This window comes from Meishania litoralis (genome assembly GCF_042611095.1).
Lineage (GTDB): Bacteria > Bacteroidota > Bacteroidia > Flavobacteriales > Flavobacteriaceae > Meishania > Meishania litoralis.
In genome coordinates this window covers 1,121,739-1,147,466 of the sequence record NZ_JBHFPV010000001.1, presented here as the reverse complement: position 1 = coordinate 1,147,466, position 25,728 = coordinate 1,121,739, and the positions used below count along the sequence as shown (strand labels likewise).

17 protein-coding genes are annotated in these 25,728 nt (G+C 43.0%); 3 read left to right on the top strand and 14 right to left on the bottom strand.

The window, feature by feature from the left end; translation table 11 throughout:
* Nucleotides 1-135: 135 nt before the first annotated feature.
* The 8 genes from ACEZ3G_RS05150 to ACEZ3G_RS05115 all read right to left on the bottom strand — a co-directional run bounded on the left by ACEZ3G_RS05150 (nt 136) and on the right by ACEZ3G_RS05115 (nt 8,761).
* Nucleotides 136-3,657, bottom strand: a complete 3,522-nt coding sequence (locus ACEZ3G_RS05150; RefSeq protein ID WP_432424374.1) for an efflux RND transporter permease subunit — start codon at nt 3,655-3,657, stop codon at nt 136-138.
* 60 nt (nt 3,658-3,717) lie between these two features.
* The gene (locus ACEZ3G_RS05145; protein ID WP_432424373.1) at nt 3,718-4,077 is read right to left on the bottom strand and encodes a four helix bundle protein; all 360 of its coding nucleotides are present in this window, start codon (nt 4,075-4,077) and stop codon (nt 3,718-3,720) included.
* A 39-nt stretch (nt 4,078-4,116) separates the two neighbouring features.
* Complete coding sequence (locus tag ACEZ3G_RS05140) at nt 4,117-5,289, bottom strand: efflux RND transporter periplasmic adaptor subunit (RefSeq protein ID WP_432424372.1); 1,173 nt, start codon at nt 5,287-5,289, stop codon at nt 4,117-4,119.
* Between the two features lie 50 nt (nt 5,290-5,339).
* Entirely contained in the window at nt 5,340-5,702 is a 363-nt protein-coding gene (locus tag ACEZ3G_RS05135; RefSeq protein WP_432424371.1) for a four helix bundle protein, read from the bottom strand.
* Between the two features lie 60 nt (nt 5,703-5,762).
* Nucleotides 5,763-7,109: a TolC family protein gene (locus ACEZ3G_RS05130; protein WP_432424370.1), complete on the bottom strand. Its 1,347-nt coding sequence runs from the start codon at nt 7,107-7,109 to the stop codon at nt 5,763-5,765.
* Nucleotides 7,109-7,714, bottom strand: a complete 606-nt coding sequence (locus tag ACEZ3G_RS05125) for a TetR/AcrR family transcriptional regulator (protein WP_432424369.1) — start codon at nt 7,712-7,714, stop codon at nt 7,109-7,111. Before ACEZ3G_RS05125 ends, ACEZ3G_RS05130 begins: the two co-directional genes overlap by 1 nt.
* Nucleotides 7,715-7,802: 88 nt before the next feature.
* On the bottom strand, nt 7,803-8,207 hold the full coding sequence (locus ACEZ3G_RS05120; RefSeq protein WP_432424368.1) for a hypothetical protein: 405 nt from the start codon (nt 8,205-8,207) through the stop codon (nt 7,803-7,805).
* A gap of 11 nt (nt 8,208-8,218) precedes the next feature.
* Nucleotides 8,219-8,761, bottom strand: a complete 543-nt coding sequence (locus ACEZ3G_RS05115; protein WP_432424367.1) for an RNA polymerase sigma factor — start codon at nt 8,759-8,761, stop codon at nt 8,219-8,221.
* A 157-nt stretch (nt 8,762-8,918) separates the two neighbouring features.
* Here ACEZ3G_RS05115 and ACEZ3G_RS05110 point away from each other — a divergent pair, with 157 nt between their 5' ends.
* The 3 genes from ACEZ3G_RS05110 (at nt 8,919) to ACEZ3G_RS05100 (ending at nt 12,185) form a co-directional block, all read left to right on the top strand.
* Nucleotides 8,919-9,893, top strand: a complete 975-nt coding sequence (locus ACEZ3G_RS05110) for a polyprenyl synthetase family protein (protein WP_432424366.1) — start codon at nt 8,919-8,921, stop codon at nt 9,891-9,893.
* A 94-nt stretch (nt 9,894-9,987) separates the two neighbouring features.
* Nucleotides 9,988-11,454, top strand: a complete 1,467-nt coding sequence (locus ACEZ3G_RS05105) for a flavin monoamine oxidase family protein (protein ID WP_432424365.1) — start codon at nt 9,988-9,990, stop codon at nt 11,452-11,454.
* An 11-nt stretch (nt 11,455-11,465) separates the two neighbouring features.
* Entirely contained in the window at nt 11,466-12,185 is a 720-nt protein-coding gene (locus ACEZ3G_RS05100) for a c-type cytochrome (protein WP_432424364.1), read from the top strand.
* Here ACEZ3G_RS05100 and ACEZ3G_RS05095 read toward each other — a convergent pair.
* The 6 genes from ACEZ3G_RS05095 to ACEZ3G_RS05070 form a co-directional block, all read right to left on the bottom strand.
* On the bottom strand, nt 12,163-13,419 hold the full coding sequence (locus ACEZ3G_RS05095; RefSeq protein WP_432424363.1) for a cytochrome c3 family protein: 1,257 nt from the start codon (nt 13,417-13,419) through the stop codon (nt 12,163-12,165). The genes ACEZ3G_RS05100 and ACEZ3G_RS05095 overlap by 23 nt on opposite strands.
* 141 nt (nt 13,420-13,560) lie before the next feature.
* Nucleotides 13,561-15,153, bottom strand: coding sequence for a sulfatase family protein (locus ACEZ3G_RS05090; RefSeq protein WP_432424362.1), 1,593 nt, complete (start codon nt 15,151-15,153; stop codon nt 13,561-13,563).
* Between the two features lie 6 nt (nt 15,154-15,159).
* Entirely contained in the window at nt 15,160-16,968 is a 1,809-nt protein-coding gene (locus ACEZ3G_RS05085) for a glycoside hydrolase family 36 protein (protein ID WP_432424361.1), read from the bottom strand.
* A gap of 101 nt (nt 16,969-17,069) precedes the next feature.
* Nucleotides 17,070-20,387, bottom strand: a complete 3,318-nt coding sequence (locus tag ACEZ3G_RS05080; RefSeq protein ID WP_432424360.1) for a VCBS repeat-containing protein — start codon at nt 20,385-20,387, stop codon at nt 17,070-17,072.
* A 102-nt stretch (nt 20,388-20,489) separates the two neighbouring features.
* Nucleotides 20,490-22,364: a RagB/SusD family nutrient uptake outer membrane protein gene (locus ACEZ3G_RS05075; protein ID WP_432424359.1), complete on the bottom strand. Its 1,875-nt coding sequence runs from the start codon at nt 22,362-22,364 to the stop codon at nt 20,490-20,492.
* 10 nt (nt 22,365-22,374) lie between these two features.
* Complete coding sequence (locus ACEZ3G_RS05070) at nt 22,375-25,605, bottom strand: SusC/RagA family TonB-linked outer membrane protein (RefSeq protein ID WP_432424358.1); 3,231 nt, start codon at nt 25,603-25,605, stop codon at nt 22,375-22,377.
* Nucleotides 25,606-25,728: the final 123 nt, after the last annotated feature.

Sequence of the window (25,728 nt, the reverse complement as noted above, 5' to 3'; positions counted from 1 at the left end):
TAGTCGGCAAATTTAAGAAGTATTGCGCGAGTACATGGTAAGTAGGGCAGTAGATTTTATGCTTTTCAAAAAAGAAGTCCCAAATTACCCTACAGACTAATTTGGGACGATTCCAATTTTAATGCTTAGGTCAAGTTAAGCTACCTGCTCAGCGATCTTTTGGTCGGTAACTTTTTTACCTAGATTTTTTCGCGCCCAAATTTTCATACGATATGAAATGTTGAACAATACAGGAACAATGATCAAGGTCAAGAAGGTGGCAACGAGCAATCCGAAGATAACCGTCCATGCCAAAGGCCCCCAAAACACTACGTTATCACCACCCATATATATTTTTGGGTCAAACTCGGAGAACAGCGAGAAGAAATCGATATTCAAGCCTATGGCCAATGGGATCAACCCCAATACCGTAGTAATGGCGGTCAAAATAACAGGGCGTAGCCTTGCCTTGCCGCCCTTGGTAATAATTTCGGTAACCTGTGGCATGGTCAAGAGATCTTTATCATCCATGCCCAGCGCCACTTTTTTACGATCGATCAATATTTGGGTATAGTCGAGCAATACGACACCGTTGTTGACCACGATCCCCGCCAAGGATATGATGCCCATCATGGTCATCATGATGACGAATGACCATCCTGTTATCATTAATCCACCGAAGACCCCGATAAAACTCAAAAAGATGGCGATCATGATGATAAACGGTTTGGAGATACCACCGAACTGGAATATCAATATCAAGAAAATCAACCCAAGGCCAGAGAAAAAGGCACCTACCAAGAATGCCATTTGTTTGTTCTGTTCTTCGATCTGACCAGTATAATCTATTTTTACATCGGAGGGGAGTCCCTTGTATTCTTCCATTTCTTTCTGAATCTCGGCGACTATGGCACCTGCATCGCTAAAGCCGGGCTTCAATTGTGAATATACGGTAACGACCCTTTTATTATCACGATGTTTGATGGCACTGAAACCTGAGGAATTTCGCTGGGTGGCCACCGCCGAAACCGGAATCTCTTTTATTTGCCCATTGGCCGGATCCCTAAAAATGATATTCTGGTTAAAGAGGGCACTTTTATTATACCTAATATCCTCATTGAAACGGACATTGATATCATAGTCGTCTCCATGAACTTTGTAAACGCCGGCTTTTTCGCCGAATACAGATCGGCGCAGCTGTTGGCCCACTTGACCTGCGGAAACCCCTAATTCACCCGCCTTTTCACGATCCACTACCACTTGCATCGACGGTTTGCCCTTGTTTACATCGATTTTCAATTCTTCGATACCGGCTATGTTCTTGGTATTGATAAAGTTACGGATGTCTTCGGCGGTGTTGATGAGCTCGGTATAGTCCTTTCCTTCGAGTTCGATATTTATCGGGTAACCTGCCGGAGGCCCGTTGGCCTCTTTTTCCACCGAAATAGCCACCCCGGGATAGATTCCCGTGAGGGCCTCCTGTATTTCGGCCCGCAACTCTTCGGTATCCCTGCCATTTCTATATTTGAATTCGCGCATCGATAAGGTCACTTTGCCCCGATGCGGCATTTCTGCTGCCGAACCACCATCGGTCATCGGGTTTCCAGCACCTTCGCCCACTTGCGATACCGCGGATTCCACTAAATAGTTGTGCTCCCCACTAGTGTATTTGTCTTGATTTGCGACTTCATATACCCTTTTTTCAATGGCTTTGGTCAGCTCATTGGTCTTTTCGATCGAAGTGCCCTGCGGATATTCGATATAGGCATATATTTCATTAGGCTTATTATCGGGAAAGAACTCTACCTTGGTACGGCCCCTGCCCAAAGACATTCCGAAAAGCATGAATACCGTGATCAACAAGATAAAAGTAATCCCGAAATACCAATATACATTATTGCCGTGAAGGGAATGTTTTATACGACGCTCGTACCAATTCTCGAAACGTACCATGGCGGTATTCTGAAAAGCGTTAGCCCATTTTTTCAAGAAGTATTTGTAGATCCAGAATAGAACTGCCGTCACGATCATTACGCTACCCATACCTCGCATTGGGCCACCGATGATAAGTATGAACAATCCGAAGCCGACAAGAATGATGCTCAATCGTATCAATTGTTTTTTGGTCAGCTCTTTTTCGCCCAATTCCATAAATTGTGAAACGAGCATCGAGTTCATAAAAATCGCGACAAAAAGTGATGAGCCCAATACGACCGATAGGGTAATAGGGAAATAGATCATGAACTGACCAAAAATTCCGGGCCATAACCCAAGCGGAACAAAGGCCGCAACTGTAGTTACCGTTGAGATAATGATAGGGTAGGCTATTTCGCCAATACCTTTTTTGGCCGCCTCGGTACGTGACATGCCCTCGCTCATCAGTCTGTAGACGTTCTCGACCACAACGATACCGTTATCGACCATCATACCAAGGCCCATAATCATGCCGAAAAGAATCATCGTATTGAGGGTAAAGCTCATGCCATCGACCAAGCCGCTTAGATTGTTCAAGATCATGAACGACATGAACATCGACATGGGTATGGCAAAACCGACGAACAGGGCATTTCGAAAACCCAAAAAGAACATCAGAACCGTTACCACCAAAATTATCCCGAAGATGATGTTATTGACCAAATCGTCAACTTGGTTCAAAATCCTACCGGAGGAATCATTGGCGATCGTTATGTTCAGGTCGGCCGGATAGTAGTTTTGCTGCGCCTCTTTGACAAGCTCCCTGACCTTGGTAGTGGCTTCGATCATATTCTTGCCCGACCGTTTTTTAATATCGAGCATTACCACGCTTTCCCCAAATTCACGGGCATAGGTTGTCTTTTCTTCTTCATCGAATTTTATGGTTGCGATGTCTTTGAGATATATTGCCCCGTTTTCCGATTTTACCACAAAATCGTTCAGTTGTTCAGGGTCTTCGATCTCTCCCAAAACACGAATGGTGCGACGCTGACCGCCCGATTCTATATTGCCGGCCGACATCGTGGTATTTCCGTTGCTTATGGCTCCCAATACATCTTGAAAACTGACTTTTGCCGCCATCATTTTATAGACATCGACGGCCACTTCGACCTCTTTTTCTTGGGCACCACGAATGCTTACTTCCTTGACTTCCGGCAGGTCTTCTATCTCATCTTGCATGTATTCGGCGAACTCCTTCAATTTTTCCACGGGATAGTCACCCGTAAAATTCACGTTCATTATCGGAAAGGATTCCGAGAGATTTAGGTCAAAAATATTGGGTTCGACCTTTGCATTATTGAAAGTTGGCCAATCTTCGCTGGCCTTTTCACCATCGACCTCGTCCTTGACCTTGAGTTTGGCCGATTCTACCGAAATTTCCTCATCGAACTCCACCGTTATTATCGAATAATCTTCTTGGGAGGTAGAAGTAACTTCAACCACGTTACTCACATTTTTCAAGCGTTCTTCCAACGGATCCGTGATGAGGCGTTCAACATCTTCAGCGGTATTTCCCGGATAAGGAGTGCTGATATAGACCTTTGTCTCTACGATTTCGGGAAAATCTTCACGTGGCATGGACTGGTAGCCCTTGAACCCTATCCATAGAAAGATGGCGATCATTACATAAATGACCGACGGATTGTCTATCGCCCATGACGATAGTCCGAACTCTTTATCTGCATTTTTTTTCTGTCTACTCATGATTAGTATGTAGTTGATAGTTCTTAGACGTTAGTATTTCCTTTAAGAACCTTATTTCATTTATTTTTTTAGATATTTCTGAAGTCCCATCATTTTGGATAATTCTTCCAACTTTTGTCTTATTTCGTTGTCCTCTATTGCGCTTATATATTTTCTTCTACTTGCAACGGTCGAGCAAACCACACATTCTTTGACCGAATTGATGGCTATTTGAAGAAAACGATTCAATTGGGGACTCGTATGCCCAGAACCTTCGGCTATATTTAAGGCAATGGAAACGGCAGCCTTATTTAATAGCGATACAAGCCCGTAAAGTTCATGTTTTGGGAAGTTGGTTGTAGTTTCATAGGCCAGATCAACAGAATCAAGAGCTTTTTCGTAGACATTTAAATCTTCAAAGGCAAACTTGATGTTCTTCATATCAAATAGTTTTTACTTTACCTATCGTCTACCGTCTAATTACTGATTTAAAATCTCAACATTTTGACCATCTTTTACGCTTCTGGCACCTTCCCTGATAAGTTCGTCCCCGTTCGAGATGCCCGTAAGCACTTCGACCACGCTGCCTTGGGTCTTGCCCGTGGTGATAATCTGTTTTCTGACCTTGGCCTTGTTGGGGTCATCTGATTTTTCGGCAATGTATACATATTGTTGTCCTTCGGCATTTTCCGATATGATCCCTTGGGGGATAACAATGGCCGCATCATTTGAATAATCGTTGAGACTTACCTTTGCCGTTAGGTTCGGCTTGATATTACCTTTTTCATTGGGAACGGGAATTTCTACCGTAAAGGCCCGATTGTTCGGATTGATAAAATTACCGGTCTGTCGGATCTTTGTGCGAACGGTATCGCCCAAGACGGGAAAGTAAGCGATCGCTTCCTTACCCTTCGTGATTCCACTTATATAGGTTTCGGGTACGTCTACCTCGATATACATATCTGATAAATTTACTATTCGGAAAACCTCAGATCCCGGACCGGGAGATACCACGGTACCTTGATCCTTGATGACATCATCGATGATACCGGAAAAAGGTGCCCTAATGGTCGATTTTCCCAATTGGCTTTCAGCTTGTTTTACCGCGCTTTCCGTAGATTCGTATTGGCTCTTTGCCTGCAGGTATTGGATCTCGGAACCGATTTTCTGTTCCCATAGCCGCTTTTGGCGCTCGAAGGTCGTTTTGGCCAAATCTGCCTGGGTCTTCAACTGGGCCAATTGGCTGCCCATTCCTCCATCGTCGATAGAGGCGAGCATTTGCCCTTTGGCCACACGCTGACCTTCCTTGACATAGACTCTTTGCAGCGTGCCGGCCATTTCAGGATAGATGAGCACGTTCTGCTTGGTCTGGACATTGCCTTGCAATTCCAAGAAATGCTCGAATTTCTGTGCTTCGGTGGTGATGGTGGTCACGAGAGGCATTTTTTCCTCTCCCGATTTCATGGCAATAGCTGAATCCAATAATCTGATAGTGGCCTCAAGTTGTCTTTGTTGCTCTGAAATTTCAGATTTTTTGGCGCGAATGGCTTCCAAATCGCCTTGGGCGACCAAATCTTCGACCGACTGTGATTGCTTTCCTCCACAGGATGCCAAAAGAATCGAAGCGATTAGCAAATACATTATGTTTTTCATAGTGGCGATATTTATATGTTGATGTGTTATGGGTTTATGTGTTGAAATGTTCATTGGTTTATTTGTGATTTGTAAAGGCCATCCAACATTGCCGTTATTTCTGTAATCGATTTGCGTAGGTCATCATAGTCTTCATCGGATAGAAATGTCATATCATGGCTAAGAATAGATTGATTTAGAAGCTCTAAGGCAGAACCAAACGCCATTTCGGTAAATCTTGCCTTGTCCATTGCCGAATGTCTTCCCGTTCCCTCAGCAAGATTCGATGAAATTGAGATAACGCACCGCCTCATCTGACTTATCAGTCCAAATCGCTCCTCTTCTGGGAATGCCTTGGTCGTCTTATAAACTTTGACCGAAAGTTCCCTGGCTTTTTGCCAAACCTTCAATTTTTCAAAAGAGAATACTTTCATATCATGGTCGGGAGTAATGTTTTTTATGCCTAAAACTATGAACCGATAAACCCAATAAACTTACTTTTCGTTCAATATGGTTTCTAAATTGGTTTTTTTGTTGATGACTTCTACCATTGATTGTAGATAGCCTTGCTGTGCGTCATAAAGCTGGGTCTGTGCCTGACGCAATTCAAAACTGCTGGCGATTCCTTCGGAATACTTGATTTGGTTCTTGTTTTCGATACGTTCGGCAAGACCAAGATTGTCTTTTGCGGTCTGGTACTCTTCAACTGCCAGTTGGTATTCGCTTTTGGCATTCTCCAATTGCAGACGAATCTGTTCCTCGGCTTCTTGTTTTTCAGTTTTGGCCTTTTCCATTGCAATCCTTGCCCTTGCCGTACTGGCACTTCGTTTACCGGAACTGAACAACGGTATGCTGAGGTCAAATCCTAAAACAGAGGAATCGAACCATTCTTGATCACCATTTAGAAAATTGAAATTATCGGCAAAGGCCGAACTGCCATAATTTATAAAGGCGTTTAAGGTGGGCAGTGCCCTACTTTTGGCCAATTTATGTTCAAAATAGCGTTGCTCGTTCAGGTTTTCGACCAACTTATAGTCTACGTTGTTCTCGATGTTGAATTCGGTTTCCAACAATTGTAGGTCAATCTGTTTTTGTGCCAGATTATCAAGATTTTCACTCAATTGTGTCGGTGCATCGATGGCAATGCCCATGACCAAGTTCAACATTTGAAGGGTAATATGGTTCAGGCGAACGGCATTTTTAAGTTGGTTTTCGACTGAAGACAGTGTAATCTGTAATTGTTCGACACTTTCTTCATCGCCCAATCCGTTTTCGAAGAGTTTTTGCGTTTCAAATAGATTTTTCTCCAAAGTCGTTTTGTTCTTTTCGAGTATGGCAACACTTTCTTGGGCCAACAAGACATTGCCATAGGCTTCGGTTACTGCTTTTCTGACCTCGAGATCTGTCTTTTCCTTATTGTTGGCACTATAGCGCAAAAATGCCTTGGTAGCCTGAACGCCTACGATATACGATCCGTCAAAAATTTGTTGGCGAAGGGTTGCGGTTGCGACTGCTTGTTGGGGCTGACCAAAAGTAATGGGCTGAAATGTTCCTGGCTCCCCTCCAAAAAATTCGGCGGGAATTAAAGAAACCGGTTGTTTCAACTGGTTTTGATAACTAATGTTTCCGTCGATTTGGGGCAGCCCGGTTGCGATAGTCTCCCACTTTTGCTTTTGGGCATCTATGATATCGCGATTTGCATTGATTGCACTATAGTTGTTTTCAAGCGCGAAGGAGATGGCTTCATCTAAGGTGAAGCTCGATTTTTCAGCGACTTGTTCTTGGCCAAAACCCAAGTTTATTACAAAAGTTGCTAAAAATAGTACAAAATGATTCCTCATTATTCTTGGTTTGAGTTGATGATAGAATTCAATATTTTTCTTCCTTTTGGGGTAACGATTCCTCGAAGATGGTATTCCAGATAGTTGTCCATTAATTCTGTCGCGGGAAATTTATCGACCGGAAACAATGTACGGTCCTTTAGACTTGTGCCTCCGGCAAAATAGATTCTACTCACAAAATCGATATTTAGATTTTCACGATAAATACCTTGGTCAATACCTCTTTTGACATTCGACACTACACACTCTTGCATAACTTCGTACTGTCGTGTGCGCATCGAACCGTATATTTTCGGATAGTATTTCTGCAACTGGTATTGAGGTGACGATTTCTCGTCTTTTAAATGGACCATTACGAACTTTTTTATTTCATAAAGTTCTTCAATGGGGTTTTTGTGCCATGAACAGATATGGTCGATGCCTTGAGATATAGAGCAAAAAAGCTGATTCGTACTGGCCTCGACCAATTTCGTTTTATTTTCGAAATGGGTATAAATCGTTTTTTTTGATATACCGATCTCATTGGCGAGGTCATCCATGGTCACACTTTTGAACCCTAAGTTCAAAAACATATCGATAGCCTTGTCCAAAATTTTTTCTTTCATAGGGGCAACAAAAATAAATCAGGAAACTTTAAAAACCTAAATAGTTTCCAAAGTTTTACCATTATTTAACATAGCGCCCTGATGAAAATCATTTTTCCTCTTGTTGTTTACGCTCCACGTAATTGTTAAAGGCCATTTCTCCTTCCTCTTTCCAGAATTCATCATACATTTCCCATTTTGAGTAATCACCGCCACAGCTGTTCCATCTTCTGCTTTTGTTTCGTTTATGGGGTTTTGCATGATGTTTTTTATTTTCTCCCCCAAAGCTGCTGAACAGTAACTTTGCCATTACGAGAAGACCCACAGCTTTCCAATAGTTCAACATGGGTAGACCAAAGACATCTGGCATGAGCCAATTCCACAATAGCATGAATCCATATCCGAATAGAAGTACAAAGACTATTGCGGCAAGAATCATGAACAGTACCTTGAAAAATCCGCGAAAAAATTTTTCCGCTTTGGTCTTGACCTTGTGTTCTATATACTCTTCCATATCAATAAAATTTAGTTTATAATTTGCTTTTTGTTTTCCAGTTCTTTGAGCAGTAACGACAGGGCACGATGCCTACGTGACATTAGGGTTCCTGATGGAATTTGTGTTTCTTCGGCAAGTTCCCGATATGTGTATCCTTCAAAGTCGATTGCGATTATTATTTCACGATGCGAGGTCTTAAGGTTACCTATCGCTTTTTTGAGCTCGTCTTTCATTTCCTCAGAATATTCATTGTCGGTTTTTCCATATAACACTTCGGTAAATTCGAACAAGCGCTTTTCCATATCTTCTTCGAGGCTCGTTTCTTTCTTCTTCTTGCGCATCAGGTCGATAATCTTGTTGCGCACAGAATTGTAAACAAATCCCGCAATGTTATCGATGGGCGATAAGCTTTCCGCCCGCGAAAATAACTTAAGGGCGACTTCTTGCACGATATCCTCGGCGTCGCGATCGACCGTGTCATCGATTCTGGACCGCACATAACCTTTCAAAGAATTGTATTCTTCTTTAAAAAAGGTGTTTAGTTTTAAGTAGTTTTCCTTTTCAGAAACCATTTAAGGGCTATTTGTGTCGGCAATTCGATTATATAGACGAAACTTTTTAAAGCTATTGCATTGTGAGACGACATATTTTTACAATTGTTTCATTTAGTCGGGAAAAGACCATGAAGGCATTTGTTAAAATGGACGTATTTTTGGGTAAATTTCACATATGCTTTCTATTGAAGAATATCGATCGGCTTTCATTGCCCATCTAGAATCTCGGATTAAGACCAGGAAACCTAAAAACCTTTATGCCCCCATGACCTATATTTTAGGTTTGGGAGGAAAACGGTTGCGCCCCGTTCTTACCCTGTTGGCCGCCGATATATTTGGTGATCATTACAAAGAGGCCATGGATGCCGCCTTGGCGATCGAGGTGTTCCATAATTTTTCGTTGGTACATGATGATATTATGGACAATGCTCCATTGCGAAGGGGAAAAACGACCGTACATGAAAAATGGGACGTCAATACCGGAATACTTTCAGGTGATGCCATGCTCATTTATGCCTATCGATTGTTCGAGGGTTATAAGGGCGCTACTTTTCGTGAATTGGTGCGATTGTTCAGTGAGACGGCACTGCAAGTTTGCGAGGGGCAACAATACGACATCGATTTTGAGACACGTGACGATGTTACCAAACCCGAGTACCTGAGGATGATCGAATATAAAACCGCTGTACTGATCGCCGCGGCCTTAAAGATGGGCGGAATCATTGGGGGTGCAGGTGAACGGGAGCAAAACAATAGCTACGAATTCGGCCGAAACCTTGGTATTGCATTTCAGTTACAAGACGATTATCTCGACGTTTTTGGCGACCCTGAAACTTTTGGAAAACAGGTGGGGGGCGATATTATAGCGAACAAGAAAACATTTTTGTACCTCAATGTCCTTGAGATGGGATCGACCCAACAAAAAAAAGAACTATTGGATATGTATTCGATACAACCAGAAGACCCTTCGGCGAAAATCGAGACCATCAAGGAAATTTTTTTGGAGAGTGGCTCGGAAAAGCTCACTAAAAAGGCGATTTTAACCTATTCCAACAATGCTTTTGCCATTTTGGATACTCTTGATATATCAAAAGAGAAAAAGGAAGTACTTCGAAACTTCGGAGAGGGGCTAATGGGAAGAAAAGTCTGAACACCTTAAAATATCCCTTTGTAATCTTGGCATACCCCTGATTATAAAACATGGGCTTATTTATGTAAATTTAAGAAAGCATAATGCCAAGGCCATGGAAGAAATCAAAAGAAGAGAATTTATTAAGAACACGCTTCGCGCAGGGGCCGGTATTCCCTTGCTCGGCATGGCGGAACCTATCGATAGGTCGAAGGAAGGCGCTGCAACCCAAAAGATCAAGACGATCGCCAACCCTAAAAAAGTGGTGGTAGGTGGGGCAGGTATAGGCGGTCTTTGCACTGCCTATGAGCTTATGAAACTAGGGCACCATGTGACCGTTCTAGAAGCCTCGGGCAGGCATGGCGGGCATGTTTATACGGTTCATGACGGGCTTTCAGACGGACTTTATGGTGATGGCGGACAAGAACACATTACAAAGCCAGGATATGAGCTTTACTGGAACTATATCGATGAATTTGGGCTCACCGCCCTTCCATACGATCGTCGAAAGAAAATGCTCAGAAGTATTGGCGGCACCTTTTATTCCCAAGAAATGCTGCACGACAAATCGATTTTGAAGGGCATGGGGTTCAATCAAAGAGAAATCGACTTTTTGGCCGTTCATCCTTGGGGAGAATTGAAATCGTTATACATCGAACCTTACCTCGAAAAATTTAAAGATGAATACCAACCTTTTGGCGTGGGCAACGATCATTATGACGAGATGCCCATGGCCGAAATCTATAAAAAAGAAGGAGCATCTCCAAGAGCTTTGGAACTGTTGGGGGGTAAAAACTCATCAGCCTTGTACGGACTATGGTATTCCGCAATTTTAAAAATAAGGGGAGTGGCGAACTACCCTTTGGATGTCTACCATCTAAAGGGTGGTAACCAAATGCTACCCAATGCCTTTGCAAAACATTTGGGCCCAAGGGTATGGCTAAACCACCGGATCACATCCATTGAGAATGGAGAAAATAAAATCAGGGTGACCTACATCAATCAAGCCGAGACGAAAACCATAGAGGCCGACTATTATGTGAATTGTATTCCACCCCCGGCCTTTAAAAAGATTCCCGTTACCCCCGAAATTTCATCCGAGAAGCGCTATGCCCTTGAAAACATAGCCTATGATTCGTACCAACGTTTTGTTTTTCAAGCAAGTTCTGAGTTTTGGCGTGAAGATGGTTTTGAGACCATCAATATGGTTTTTGGACATCAGGATCTGTGGGATGTTTGGCAATCGGCCGATGAAGTCGATACCCATCGGGTTATCATCCTGGGAACAGGTCCTGGGGGTATTTCACCGCAAAGGGCACTTGCTGCTTTTAGAGAGGTATATCCGGGCAAAAAAGATACCATAGAGCTTGCCCTGGGAAGGGATTGGACGAAACAAAGGTATGCGCCGACCTGTGAGCGATTGGCTTTTCCTATAGGGGAATTGAAAAAGTTCTGGCCCGTGCTTACAAAACCCGAGGGGCGTATTCATTTCGCCGGCGCTTATGCCGATAACCTGAACTGGGGTACCGAGGCGGCGACGCGGTCGGCCAATCGAGTGGCAATAGAAATCGACGAAGCCTGATTTTTTTAGAAATGCGCCACAAACTATCGATTTTTATCTCGTTTTTAGGACTTACCCTTTTTGCCGCACTGGCACCTTATCAAGAAAACGAAGCACCCGTCGTAAAGATTTTCGTTCCGCAAAGGAATGATGGAGTTTCATTGGATGAATGGATTCCGTACCGTATTACCATAACCGATATGGAAGATGGAAACTCGGAATACGATGAGATAACTGCCAATGACGTTGTGCTTGCCGTTCAGTACCTTCCAGATTCTTCCCAAGTTGCAAAATATTTACATGATGGTGAGTCGATTGATCTGGATGTACTTTCCTGGATGGGTTCTTCGAACTGCTTTACCTGCCACAGTGCCAAGGATAAGCTAATTGGACCGTCATTTTCACAGATAGCCGATCGTTATAACAACCGTACAGATGCCTTGCAATATTTGGCGCGGAAAATAACCAACGGTACCACGGGAACATGGGGAAATCAAATAATGCCGGCACAGCCTGATCTCAAGCCGGATGAAGTAAAAATGGTGTTAGGCTGGATTTTAAAAAATAGTTCAAGACCCGATTTCAATTATGTTTCGGGAATAGAAGGTGTTTTTAGGACACCTAAGAAAATCGAGGGAAAAGAAGGTAAGGGCGTATTTCTATTAATGGCACAATATATTGACCATGGACTCGAAAATGTTCCGGAGAGTTCTAAAAAAGGAAATGATACTATTGTACTTCAGGTGCGTTAGATCCGTCATTCGACCAATCTTTTTCGGTGTATATTTTGATCAGATGCGTCCGTATTTTAAAAGACGATTCGATACTGTCTTTTTGGTTTAATTTGATCATAATAGATTTTGACCTCATTTCAGGCATATGACAGGCAATACAATTGTCATCCATTGATTTGGTTTGAAAGGTTTCCACCGAACAAGTCGTCTTGTCCGCTGAATGGCAAGCCATACATTTTTGATTAAAATAGCTGGTATTTCCCTTTTGATTTTTATGGGGGTCGTGACATGTGGTGCAATCCATTGTAGCGGTCTGTTTAAAACATTCGCTATTGGTGAGTAGGCCGTATTGATTACCATGAACGTCAAGTTGATCTGATGAGCCGACTATAGAAATGTTTTGGGAATATTCGTCTAAATTTTCACCCGTTAGAAAAGAGAAGGGATTCCCCTTCAATTGATTGTTTCGAGCGCCCGAGTGGCATTGGGCACAGATGTCGAGTCGCTTTTGCCGCGAAAGTGAATCGATCTTCAACATAAATTTAGACTGTTCGGCTTTCGGCTTTTTTCTTTGATAGGAAACATGTTTTGCCGCAGGGCGGTGGCATCTTTCGCAGTCTATTCCATAAATTATCTGGTCTTTGTCATACTGGTTTCCTTCGCCGATATTTTTATTTTTTGCAAAAGTAACATGGCACCTGATACATCCATCGCGAACAGGGCGTTCAATAGCATAGGTAGGATACCCAGGGCTGTTGACCCAACTATCGGCTGGTTTATGGTAAGAACTTTGTAGTTGAAACAGTTTGTCACCTTGCCAAGTAAGATACGATTGCCCTCTAACACCTGATCCAATAACAACATCAAATGAAGATGGTCGATTAGTATTAAGTCTATTTTTGTATTCGGTATGTTGAAAGAACGAATCCACTTGATGTTCCATGGTAAATTTGACATACTCAAGATCTAAGACATTGGCAGGCGGTTCAAAGTTGCCCAAAATTTTTTTTTCGTTCGCAACGGCCGAGGTGTTATAGTGTGCCGTTTTTAAATGGTCGGAATATATGTTTGCATGACATTCCATACAGGTTTCGGACCCAACATAATTTTCGCCGTTATAGTGTGTGGCCAATACCTTTGGGCTATGGTATTCTGATGCTACTTTTGGGTTTTTACAGTAATATATCAGGCCCAACAGCACAAGGGCGGCCAAGAATGCCGTACATTTTATCAGATAGGTTTTTTTAGGCACAATATGAGTCCATGTTAATTATGCGATTTAAAACGATTTGCCGTTTTGATTAAAGATAAATATTTATACAAATAGGGGTTTAATGGATAAATGCTAACAGAGCAAGGTCGAAAAAATCGATTTTGTTCCCTTAGCCTATCTTCAATTGTCCAAAGCTTTATTTTTTCTTAATTCTAATAAAGGCGCTTCGGCCATGGTAGAATCGATCAATATTGAGGATTCAGTTTTTAAATAGACAAGCGAACCGGACAAATCGGGATATTTTTTTCTCAAAAAATCATACTCCGGATTTATGGCATGCTCTCCCCATATGCCTAACATTAGCTTTAGGTTCTCTTCATCCTCAGGGTATTGCCCCTGATCATTGGTCTTGTTGATCCAATTCGTCAAAATATCCGAATATTCCTCAAGTACATCTTTGTACTGGGGATTTGTAGCTAGATTGTTCAATTCAAAAGGGTCGTTTCTTAAGTCGTACAGTTCATCCGACGGACGCTCATCTGACATAAATCGATCTTGAACCGAATTTAACTTTTGCTCTTTATGTAATTGATGCATCACTTGAACAAATTCGATTTCATCAAAATCCATATAGGTAGGCTGGGTATAGGGCCTATCGGTCTTAAAGTTTCTAATGTATTTGTAATCCTTGGAACGAACGGAACGAATTCTATCAATGGTAAAATCGCAACGATCCCGGGTAGAGATTACATAATCTCTTTCAAACGACTCGTCAAATATATTCTTGCCCTCTATATATGAAGGAATCTTTATGCCCGCCAAGGCCAAGGAGCTTGGACCGAGATCCAATCCGCTGATCAAGTCTTCGTTTATGGTGCCTGAAGACAATTTTCCGGTAGCCTTGGTGAAATCGGCGATAATCAAAGGCACATGTAGGCCGCCATCGTACAAAAATTGTTTGTTACGTGTCATGCGCATACCGTGGTCTGAGAAAAAGAAAACCACAGTATTGTCCAACATTCCATTGTTTCTCAAATCTTGAATGATCTGGCCCACTTTTTCATCGGTCACTTGAATTGCATCTAAATGATTGGCATATTCTTCAACTATAACGGGGTGATTTGGCAAGTAAGGCGGTAGTTCGATTTTGTCACGATCAACAGGCGCTTTTACATTTTCTTTGAAACGGCTGTTGAAAATCTCTTTGCCCCCGTACAATTGAATTTGCCCGAAAAAGGGTTGTTTCTTTCTTAAAGAAGCCAATTCTAAATGAACTCCGCTTTTACCGTAAAGCGGATGTAATCTGTAGTCTTGGCCATAAAGGTCTCTTCTATCATAGACGAAGTTATAATCGTCCTTTCCGTTATTGAAAGTAAAGTATCCATTTTCTTTAAATACTTCGGGTATTGTCTTTATATCCTTAGGCAAGTAAATGGCCGATTCCTTCGTTCTCGAGCTATGATGATTATGAGTTCCGGTGGTGGTAGACATTACGCCGGTTATTATGCTTGACCGGCTGGCCGAACATACGGGTGCCGGCATAAAGGTATTTGTGTACAGCACCCCTTGTTGGGCTAGGCTATCAATATTAGGGGTGCTAACTATTGTTGATCCGTAACAACCCAATAGGGGAGCGGTGTCTTCTAAAAAGATCCATAAGATATTGGGCTGAATTTCTTCGGGTTGCTCTTTCTTATTTTGGCATGAGGCACATAAAAGAGTACTCAACACGAATAACGTAAAGCGTATTAGGCTGACATCAAAAGTCTTCATAGGGTATTATTTTAATGCTTTGAAAGAAATCAATCCTGAAGCGGGCACATCAAAAGTAAAAGTACCCTGCGATAATTCAATGTTTTCTTTTTTTGTTTCCGTACCCAGGCAGTCAAATATGCTATACTCGTATTTTTTTGATTCTCCGGTAGCCACAATAATTATCCGGGTGTTACTTTTTGCGTTAAGAACATCAATTTCTTCAAATCTTGTAGTTGGTAAATCTACAATTTGATCATTGAAGACCGTAACGATTTTCTTGGTGCCTTTTGCTCCTTCAAGTATTGGATAGTTGGTCAATGGGCTTCTGGGATGAAAATCGCCATCTAATAGAACTTCTCTGTTCTTAAGCCAATAATCTGTGTAAAACCTGATCATCTTGAAATGGTCTTCAGGAATATCCTCTAGTCGAACCGAGATTTGAGGAACGGAATACATCACATTCAGTATTTGAAGGGCAGCAACTTCAACAGGTTCGTCATAGTGCCACATCAACATATCGGAATGCACGGCCGTTGAACCGCTCAAAAGCCGCAAATCGCTGGTTCTTATTCTATTGACCGAAGATAGATTGGGGCAATCGGTAGCACGAAACATATTGCCGTACTTCCGCATGGCCGGACCAACATATGGTTGACGAAACTCTACCATGATATCGGGCTTTATTTCTTGAAGTGATTTTATCAAATCGGTCATCAAAACATCTGTCGCCTCATTGACCGATGCAAAGTCTCGCCCGTTCGCTTTGGTCAGTATGGTGTTGTTGTCTGCCGTAAACCTTCCGATAAAATCTAATTTGAACCCGTCAAGGTCCCAATTACGGGTGGCATCGACATAAGTTTTGATAATAAATTGTCTCACCTCTGGATATCTTGGATCGAGAACATAAGTGCCTTGTCCGTCCCAATACCTAAGAAACTTTCCTTTCATTTTTTCATAGGCCTTTGATTTCTCGCCGACGAAAGGAACCCCGTACCATAAAATGAATTTCATGCCAATTTCGTGGACCGCTTTCACAAATTCCTTCATCTCTGGAATGCGCTCAGGCTCCCAATCACCGGTATATGCATAACCCCGGTTACTATCCAATGTTTGCCACCCATCATCCACAATAATTGATTCAAAACCCATTTTCTTGGCAAGCCTGCACTCTTTGACCAAATCGTTCATAGTAACGTTCTGATGATAGCTATACCAACTTGAATAAACTGGCTTTCGGGCAACATCAGGTACCCTAACAGGCTTTAAAAAGTCCATTGCGCTCCACCAATTGGCCACCTCGTTCAGAGTTTCGGAAAAAGGTTTCGGCCTTGCATCGAACCGAATCTTGACTTCATACTTTTTTAATGGACGATTCTTCTCGGAGAAGAACGTTATCTCGTTGTAAATAAAACCATCTTCCTCTTTGACGCCTGAACTTAAGATAACCGTATTAAGCGTCTCGGTAGCGGCAAAAGTAAGTCGGTTGATATCATCATGGCCAAATAGGGTAATCACCGGGGCCTGTTTCGCCAGCATTGACCGTACTTCAGAAGGCCCCCAACTTGGGCCGATAGTTTTATCGTTGAAGGCACCAGTACTCCAATAACCAGCAACATTACTTGACGGCAACTTCCACTTCAGCGAGAATTGCGGTGGAAGTGCTCCTTGTTCATGGGTCAATGTAATCGTGACAATATCTAGACCCGCTTCGATTTTTTCAATGCTCAAATCTTTTTTAAACGTGTCGAACGAGCCTGTTACTTCAACCTGTTGACCGGCCAGTTCTAGAATTTGGTCTATTTTCTGGCCAGTTATTGGGCTGCAGATGCACACTAGCAATAGTGTTTTAATCAAGCTTTTTATTGTTAGTTTTTTCAAGAACATCTTGAGATTTTATAAATGAATGAAGAGTTCTCTTTTTTGCGAAAGAATCTCTATGGGTTTATTTTGACAAGCTGCATGAAATCATCGTTTTTGGCAATCAAAAGATGTTTTTTGTCCTTGACCATAATTTCTTCCATTCCGCGAACGTCACCAACGATTTTAAGCCCTGATTCCATCATGGTCTTGGCCTCGAAATTGCCGTTCCCATTGCCTTCTAGGTAAAGTCCGAAACTAGCATCACCCCTTGGTGTTTCTACTTCTGCGTTATAGAGGTTTCCGGCCAAGACCACATCAAGATTTCCATCGGCATTAAAATCATCTACCACGAATTGATTGATGCTTGAAAGCTGAGCCAGCTGTGGTAGCGCATGTTTTTTAAATGTTCCGTTGTCATTTTCAAGATAAACGCTTTCAAAAGAAGTAATCTCATAACTTAATGATTCTTCCAAAAGTTTGGTCGTATAAATCTGTTTCAGATTGGCACTGGCAAAAGAATTATAGTCCTTGAACTTTGACTTGATGGCGGGCATCTGTTGTGAAGAACATTGACGCCCACGCACGGGAAATTCTGCATCTCCTTTTTTATAGCTCAGTACAATGTCAGAGCTTTCATTACCATCAAAATCATTTAGGTAAACTTTGAAAGGTCCCGCTTCACTGGCCTGATATTTGTAATTTTTACCCAAGTTGCCGAGTACCAGATCTTGGTCGCCATCTTTGTCAAAATCTCCCTTTTCAACGGCAAACCACCAGCCACGTGTATTGCCGTTTAACATTTTATCCGATACGTCTTCGAATGTACCTTTGTTGTTCTTAAAAAGTTTTACGGGCATCCATTCACCTACGACAACAAGGTCGTCCCAACCATCGTTATCAAAGTCTACCCAAACCGAAGCCGTTACCAACCCAAGTTCTTTCAGTTCGGGCAACTTTTTATCTGTAACGTCCATAAATGTGGTGCCTGAGGTTCCTACACTGGTTTCCATCAAATATGAATTCACCGGATACGGATATTTTTGGGGTTCGAGGCGCCCGCCCAAAAATAGGTCGAGGTCACCATCATGATCATAATCGGAAGCCGAAATATCAAGACCACTATTTCTAATATAGGGTGGGAATACACCCCGTTTTCGTTGAAAACTGTTATGGCCGATATTTTCATAGTATCGATCTTCGTAGCCCAAAGAACCGGGTTTGAACTCGTTACCACCGCTAACGATAATAAAATCTTGATCTCCGTCGTTATCGGGATCAAAAATCAGCACGCCCAGGTCTTCATGAAATTTCTCTTCTGCCAGTTCAGGTATTAGCAATTGCTCGAAATTGCCTTCACCATCCTGTATGTACACTTCAGGCGCTTGACCAACCGCACCTCCGACTATAAAGTCTTCGGTGCCATCACCGTTAAGGTCTCCCGTGGCTAGAGCTGGGCCGAAGGTAGAGGTTCTATGGGGCAACAACACTTCTTGTTTAAAATCGGGGTAGTCATTTTCTTGGTGTTTAAAAGGGTCTGACATGCTTACGGTTTCGAACTTTTTTTGATTTGAGGCCATGGCCCTGTTCGAATAGGTTTGGAAGGAACCGTTTTCATCATAGGAAACCACTAGTTTTTGGTTGACATTGACACCCGAAAGTTTAGTGGTTCGTCCGTTGGGCCAAGCTACCAAAAGGCTATCGATACGGTCATTTTCACCCAATCCGAAGTGGAGTAGTGGTGTTACCGAAGAGAGGTAGCCGCGAACCGGGTTGTATTCTTGCACCTGTATGCCTTTAGGGGTATAAATGGTTACCCTGGTACCTTCGGGCAACGTTTTATTATTTCCTTGTACATCAACGGCCAGATAATTTTTGCCCTCCGAGTTATTTCTAAATATACTTGCAATATCCTCAAGGTTATTGATGACCAGGTCGAGATCGCCATCGTTGTCCAAATCGGAGAAGGCTACGCCATTGGAAAAGGTTTTTTCGTCCAATCCCCATTCCTTGGATCGTTTGTCAAAGGTCAGGTCACCATTGTTCTTGAACATATAATTGCTCAGTTTTTCGGATGGTAACTTTTTGAGATAGTTCAAAAGACCGACTTCCTCTTCCTTTCCTTTATACTCTGGGTCATTTTCCATTTTATCAAAGAAAGCGCGATGCTCGGCATAGAAATCCTTATTGTTCACATCCCTACGGATGCCATTCGTCACGAACAGGTCTTTCTGGCCGTCATTATCGAAATCGGAAAGTAAGCCGCCCCAGCTCCAATCGGTCGAGGAAACACCTGCTAATCGTGCCACATTACTAAAAAGGGGCAATTCGCCAGGTTCGTTCCCATTGTTCATTTGTAGGGAATTCTGCATGTATTGATGGTGAAGGCCATATTTGACGGAATTATAGAACGCCTCGGTATCCATGGCGGACATGTTTGCTTTTGAACGGAAATGATCGGGAGCCGACATATCCAATTGAAAGATGTCCATATTGCCATCATTGTTAAAGTCGGCAATATCGGCACCCATGCCGAAAAATGAAATTTGCTGAAGACTGTTATTTATCTGGTTGGTGAACGTACCATCCTGATTATTGATGAACAAATAATCGGGTGCATTGAAATCATTGGAGACGAAGATATCGGGGTAGCCGTCATTATTGACATCTGAGGTGACAACACCCAAACTAAGACCAAAATTACTAACTCCTGCCGCTTCGGTCACATCGGTAAAATGTCCATTGTCGTTACGGAACAATCTATCGGAATCTTCCAACTCATGATTTTCCAACATATAAGCATAGTACTCAACGGGGGCCACAAAGCTTGTTGGAGGATAATTGCTAACGAAAAGATCTAGGTCTCCGTCTTTGTCGTAATCAAAAAAGGTCGACTGCATACTATGGCCATCATGGTCGATACCGTATTCTGCGGCTTTTTCGGTAAAGGTATTGTCTTGGTTATTGATATAGAGTACATTATTGCGAGGCGTATCTTTACCGCTTACGGAGCAATAGATATCCAAATACCCGTCTTGATTGATGTCGACAAAAGTAGTTCCTGAATACCAACGTTGGTCGCCCGCGACTCCTGCACTTTCCGAAATATCCTCAAATTGAAGATTGCCCTTGTTAAGATATAATTTATTGGGTACCATGTTGCCAATAAAGTAGATATCTTCAAGGCCGTCGTTATTGATATCTCCTACCGAAACACCTCCACCCAAATACATGTAAGGATAGGTGAAATAGTTGAACTTATGGGTCTCTGTAAGTTTGTTGTTAAAATCCACCCCTGTTTCCTCCACCTTCATTTTAGAGAAAAGGGTCGTTGGCTCTTTTTCGCACGACAAAAGCGCGCATGCCAAAAAAAGGCAAAAAATTAATCTGTTCATAGCAGTTGATTTCATAATCAATATATCCCAAAATAAGAATAACCCCGCACAATCGCGCTAAGGGTTATTCAAATAATTTGTTAAAACAGGGCTAGACTATAATTAATACCCTGGATTTTGAATAAGTGATGGATCCTTATCTATTTCCTCCTGCTTAATGGGCATAAAATAGACATGGTCTTGCCATATTCGATTTTCGAAAACGATATTGGTTGGTGTATAGGTATAGTCAAATTCTGCTGGGTCTTTTCTATAGTTATCAGGTGTCATAGTTGAACCAGCCTTTTGTGCTGCTTGAACTACAACTTGTTGTACCTGTTGGTTCAATGATTGTGGACCTTCCAGCCAGCGTTTCATATCGAACAATCGGGCATCTTCATTGACCAATTCCTTATCGCGTTCGCGCTTATATATTTCAAGTAATTCAGAACCCGAAGCAGTAACGGCAGGCAATCCGTTTCTAAAACGTAACCTGTTTAACCAAGCCCTTGCCTCACCTTCGTCATTGGTATTGATGCTGGCCTCAACATAATTCAAAAGAATTTCACTGTATCGAATGTATGGGGCATCAACTTTTTGCAAGTTGTTCGGCCAAGATGCAGGCAAGCCCGGATCAGAGAATTTCTTAAAATAATATCCCGTACGTGAACCGTTCCAATCTTCTATCGGGCCTTGGCGCGTATCCACTCCGTTGACTATAGTTCCATCGGAGAAGGTATAAAAACCGGTTTGTATTTCGTTAAAATTATCGAATCTGACTACATCGTCCGTCCTTGGCTTCCAAGGAGCTCCATCATAAAGGAATGTTGCATAGAATCTGGCCTCGCGATTCGCATAGGGATCTGCTGCGTGTACAGGGTTGTCCCAGTCAAATTCGGTACCATCGGCCAAGGTATATTTTTTGACAAGAGCTTCGGTCGGTGTTGTACCCGCCCATTCGTGATATCCATTTGGGCCGTGGTATAATGCCACCATACCTGGACCTTGTGACCATCCATCTCCACCGGGGTAGGTGCGCGATCCAAATCCGAATTCATCGACCAATCGGCCCCATATGAAATCTTGATTCTGGGCACCCTGTAGCCAAATATCCTCGTAGTTTTGGATAGCTTCCTCTTGTGAGGCCGGAGCACTATAATCCAACTTATAACCCGTTGTGGCATCCAATAACGCCTTGGAGGCAGCTTTGGCGCTTTCCCATCTAGAGGTTTGCGATCCACTGGTATAACCGATCAATTCAGGATTGCTATAACTTGCAATCGTGGGAACCGAAGATGCTTTGGAAGGCTCATAAAGATCACTTGCAGCGTGTGTCAAAACACGAGATTTCAATGCCATGGCCGTAATCTTGTGTACGCGGGCCTTACTGGCCGGTGCAGTTTCTAAAAGTACAATGGCTTGATCCAAATCTGCGACAATCTGGTTTACGGTGGCTTCAAAGGTAGCCCTTGGATTGTTCGCCTCACTATCCAAATCCAAAGGCTCGGTAAATAATGGTACACCACCAAACTGACGCATCAACTGCGAGTAGTAGTAGCCCCTCATAAAATAGGCTTCACCCAATAAGCGATTCAGGGTTTCGCCATCAAAGCCGGCTTCGTTTTCCTGAAGTCTTTCAATGGCAACGTTGGCTCCCCTTACGAACGGGTAAAGTTGGGGCCAGCTCATCCACTGCATGTCCATAAAGTTACCTGCAGGGTTCATTTTACCTTCGGTATAGCCATCTACACCACGCCCCGGATGGGTAAATACCGCGTGGTCCGTGAAGGCATCGGTAGTTTCCTCACGGGTCAATGTCCCCGCCCAAGTACCTTGGTAAAGGTCCAGAACGGCGGCCTCAGCCAATTTTAAATCGCTCCAAACGCTTGTCTCGGAAGCCTGGCTCAAAGGCTGGGTCTCCAAGAAATCATCGTTACAACCAACAATCAGCAGGCCAATAGCCATACTAACTGTAATTTTAAATACTAGTTTTCTCATCATGCATTTTTTAAAAAGTTATTTGAAATCCTAAATTAATCGTTGTTAGCAAAGGATAGGAATTTCCGTTAGCAGTTCGGCCACCACTGACACCAACTGTTCCGTCCCCATCATTGGGGTCGTTATTTTCCAAATCGAAATTACTTACCTGCACTATTTCCGGATCAAATGGATATTTGGTAAACGTAGCTAAATTAGTACCTGAAAGTGATAATCGCAAATTCTGGGCACCAAGCTTCTCAATAACCCCTTCATCGAAGGTATATCCGATTTCCATATTCTTCAATCTGAAAAAATCCCTTGTAATCAGGTAAGCGTCGGTCTGACCTGAATACCATTGATCGCCCCTATCGGCAAGTCTTGGACCATAGGCATTGGGATTATCCAATGACCATGCCCGATCACGGACATCTCGCTGCACATTGGCCAAGGTACCTGACATAAAAGACCATTCATAGTTGCTGTAACCACCGGTCTGGCCTGCCCAGTACATTGAGAAATCCAAGTCCTTGTATTTAAGTGCGGTATTCCAGCCAAATTGGGTGTCGGCAAAGGCACTACCGCCCGTACGCTGTTTGTCTTCGGGTCCGATACGACCGTCACCACTAATATCGACTACTCTGGCATCCCCTGGTTTGAGCAAGGGGGTAACGCCGCTATAATCCAACGTTTCGGCATCGATTTCTGCTTGTGTACGAAACACCCCATCATACTTATACAATAGAGGCCTACCTATTTCACCGCCTTGTTGTCTTTGCCATGGGCGGTCATCCAATGAAGGTTCATCGAAGAACACCAGTTTGTTGTTGGTGTCACTGAAATTGAAGGTAACGTTGTACGAGAAGTCCTCGTTACCGCCGTTAAGCCCCAAGGTGATTTCGTAACCGGTATTCTCAAATTCCCCAACGTTAAGCGGAGGAGCATTAATACCACTATATTCAGGAAGCGTCAATAACGGTACGGTCAAAATATCTTCCCTTGAATTCTTGAAGTAATCAAAACTGATCGACAACTTATTGTTCAATGTACGCAAATCGAAACCTATATTCTGTGAAATAGCGGTTTCCCAAGTAATGTTCGGGTTGGCCACATTTGTCTCATAAGCGGTAGTTACAATACCATCCAAAGCGGTCTGGGACAGCTCATATGCGTTCAAATATTGGAACGGATTTACCTGATCATTACCCAATTGGCCATAAGAGCCTCGCAATTTGAAATAGTCTAAAAATGGAAGTGCCTCTTGGATAAAGGGTTCTTCGGTCATGATCCAACCTGCTGAAACCCCTGGGAAAAACCCGAAACGATTGTCTTCGGGGAATAGGTACGAACCATCATATCGAAACAAGAACTCTAATAGATATTTATCCTTATAGTCATAGTTAAGTCGTCCGAAATAATTCAATCGGGCCACTTCAAAACCTCTACCTGCACTTCTTTGCCCTTCATTGCCCCCAAGGTCTAATTGGGCCAATTCACTGGAAAGGAAGAATCGTCTGAAAGCTTCGAAAAACTGTTGCTCACTTTCTTCACGGGTAACCCCGCCCAACAATTTGAAACTATGATCGCCGAATTCTTTTTCGTAGGATCCGGTGACAGTGGCCGTTACATCTGTTTTGGTAGTGTGCTCTTGTTCCAAGCTCGGATCACCAGGGCCTCTTTGGGCTTCGGTCAATCCAGAAGAGTTGCGATTGACGCCGTCCCAAGTATATAACGTCCATGGTCTTTGCCATAGGCGTCTTTCCCTGTTCACTTTGTCATAAGAAATCAAACCTTTGAACTGAAGACCTTGAACAAAAGGCACATTATAGGTCAAACCGATATTACTCTGTACATAATTATTGCTTCGGTCATCGTAACCGGGGGCATCGGTAACGCGTACCGCCGGGTTGTTACCGTTTTCGATATCGGGGCCCAATTCACCTGTAGGCCAATAGGCGGGAAACCATGGATATTGCCTGATCATATCGGCCATAACACCGGCTTCGCCACGTGTGTTCGAATATCGATTTTCTTGTCGCGAATAAAGACCAACGTCAAGGCTTAACGATTCACTGATCTTGGCGTCAATATTCAATCTCAGATCAAACTGCTTGTAAGGTTTTGCCCATCCCCTAAAGTTGACATCTTGGGATAGGTGACCCAATGAGGCCAAATAACGCACACTTTCGGTACCCCCAGAAATTTGGGCATTCTGACGCGAGATAATCGAACCTTTGGTCGTAACTTCATCAAACCAATCGGTATCAGGGTACAACCAAGGATCGCTGCCAGCTGCGGTTTGGGCAATTCTATCATTCGTGAAGGTCGGGTTTACCACTTCGCCAGTATCCAAACGTGTGTACGGCGCACCACGTCCCGCGTGGGCAGTTTGCCATTCACCAACGGGCAATTTATAGACGTTCAATACATTGACCAAATCCATATACTCGGCACCATCCAACATTTCCGGAGTCCTTGTAAAACTTTGCGTACCGATTGTTGAACTTATCTTGACCGTTGGGGCTCCAACCTTACCGCGCTTGGTAGTTACCAAAATAACACCGTTTGCGGCCCTGGCCCCATAAATCGCCGCAGAGGCATCTTTTAAGACGGAGATACTTTCAATGTCGGCTGGGTTGATTCTGGCGATACCACCTTCACGATCCGGTATACCATCGATAACGACAAGCGCACCTGAATTGTTAAAAGTGTTTGTACCCCGAACACGAATGGCGGGTGTATCAGCTCCCGGAACGGCCTGACCCGTATCGATATACAAACCAGGTACCCTACCGCCTAAGGCAGCGCCTAGGTTTGCAGAGTTGGCCTGTTCTAGGTCTTCACCACCAACAGAGGATACAGACCCTGTCAAGGTCGCTTTCTTTTGGGTACCATACCCAACGACGACCACTTCGTCAAGGTTCTGAACATCTTCTTGCATTTGTACATCCAATGTGCTGTTTCCGCCAATCGGCAATTCTTGCGTCAAATACCCAATGTAGGAAAAGACAAGCGTGCTGCCCGGGTCATCTACAGAAATGGAATATAGACCATCGAAATCTGTAGACACGCCTGTAGTAGTGCCCTGCACTACCACACTTACCCCAGGTAACGGTGTGCCGGTTTCATCGGTAACCGTACCTGTTATGGTACTTTGCGCATAAGTTGCGGAGAGTAATATTACTCCGAAAAACAATGATAATGTTGTGATTGCATGTTTTCGAAAAACATGCCATTTTTTAGGAACAGGTTGGTTCTTCATATAGTTTAAGTTGTTAGTTAAGAAAATCAGAGATATTAAATATAGTAAATATATTGTAATATTACGTCATCTTTACGTGCTATGATACACTATGCTACTATAGCAAAAATAAAATTAAAAGCA

Excerpts from the sequence above, each read along its gene's own strand:
- ACEZ3G_RS05110 (WP_432424366.1), top strand. The coding sequence starts at position 8,919 with ATGCTTTCTATTGAAGAATATCGATCGGCTTTCATTGCCCATCTAGAA.
- ACEZ3G_RS05145 (WP_432424373.1), bottom strand. The coding sequence starts at position 4,077 with ATGAAGAACATCAAGTTTGCCTTTGAAGATTTAAATGTCTACGAAAAA.
- ACEZ3G_RS05125 (WP_432424369.1), bottom strand. The coding sequence starts at position 7,714 with ATGAAAGAAAAAATTTTGGACAAGGCTATCGATATGTTTTTGAACTTA.
- ACEZ3G_RS05070 (WP_432424358.1), bottom strand. The coding sequence starts at position 25,605 with ATGAAGAACCAACCTGTTCCTAAAAAATGGCATGTTTTTCGAAAACAT.
- ACEZ3G_RS05135 (WP_432424371.1), bottom strand. The coding sequence starts at position 5,702 with ATGAAAGTATTCTCTTTTGAAAAATTGAAGGTTTGGCAAAAAGCCAGG.
- ACEZ3G_RS05120 (WP_432424368.1), bottom strand. The coding sequence starts at position 8,207 with ATGGAAGAGTATATAGAACACAAGGTCAAGACCAAAGCGGAAAAATTT.
- ACEZ3G_RS05105 (WP_432424365.1), top strand. The coding sequence starts at position 9,988 with ATGGAAGAAATCAAAAGAAGAGAATTTATTAAGAACACGCTTCGCGCA.
- ACEZ3G_RS05075 (WP_432424359.1), bottom strand. The coding sequence starts at position 22,364 with ATGAGAAAACTAGTATTTAAAATTACAGTTAGTATGGCTATTGGCCTG.
- ACEZ3G_RS05080 (WP_432424360.1), bottom strand. The coding sequence starts at position 20,387 with ATGAACAGATTAATTTTTTGCCTTTTTTTGGCATGCGCGCTTTTGTCG.
- ACEZ3G_RS05115 (WP_432424367.1), bottom strand. The coding sequence starts at position 8,761 with ATGGTTTCTGAAAAGGAAAACTACTTAAAACTAAACACCTTTTTTAAA.
- ACEZ3G_RS05090 (WP_432424362.1), bottom strand. The coding sequence starts at position 15,153 with ATGAAGACTTTTGATGTCAGCCTAATACGCTTTACGTTATTCGTGTTG.
- ACEZ3G_RS05150 (WP_432424374.1), bottom strand. The coding sequence starts at position 3,657 with ATGAGTAGACAGAAAAAAAATGCAGATAAAGAGTTCGGACTATCGTCA.
- ACEZ3G_RS05130 (WP_432424370.1), bottom strand. The coding sequence starts at position 7,109 with ATGAGGAATCATTTTGTACTATTTTTAGCAACTTTTGTAATAAACTTG.
- ACEZ3G_RS05100 (WP_432424364.1), top strand. The coding sequence starts at position 11,466 with ATGCGCCACAAACTATCGATTTTTATCTCGTTTTTAGGACTTACCCTT.
- ACEZ3G_RS05140 (WP_432424372.1), bottom strand. The coding sequence starts at position 5,289 with ATGAAAAACATAATGTATTTGCTAATCGCTTCGATTCTTTTGGCATCC.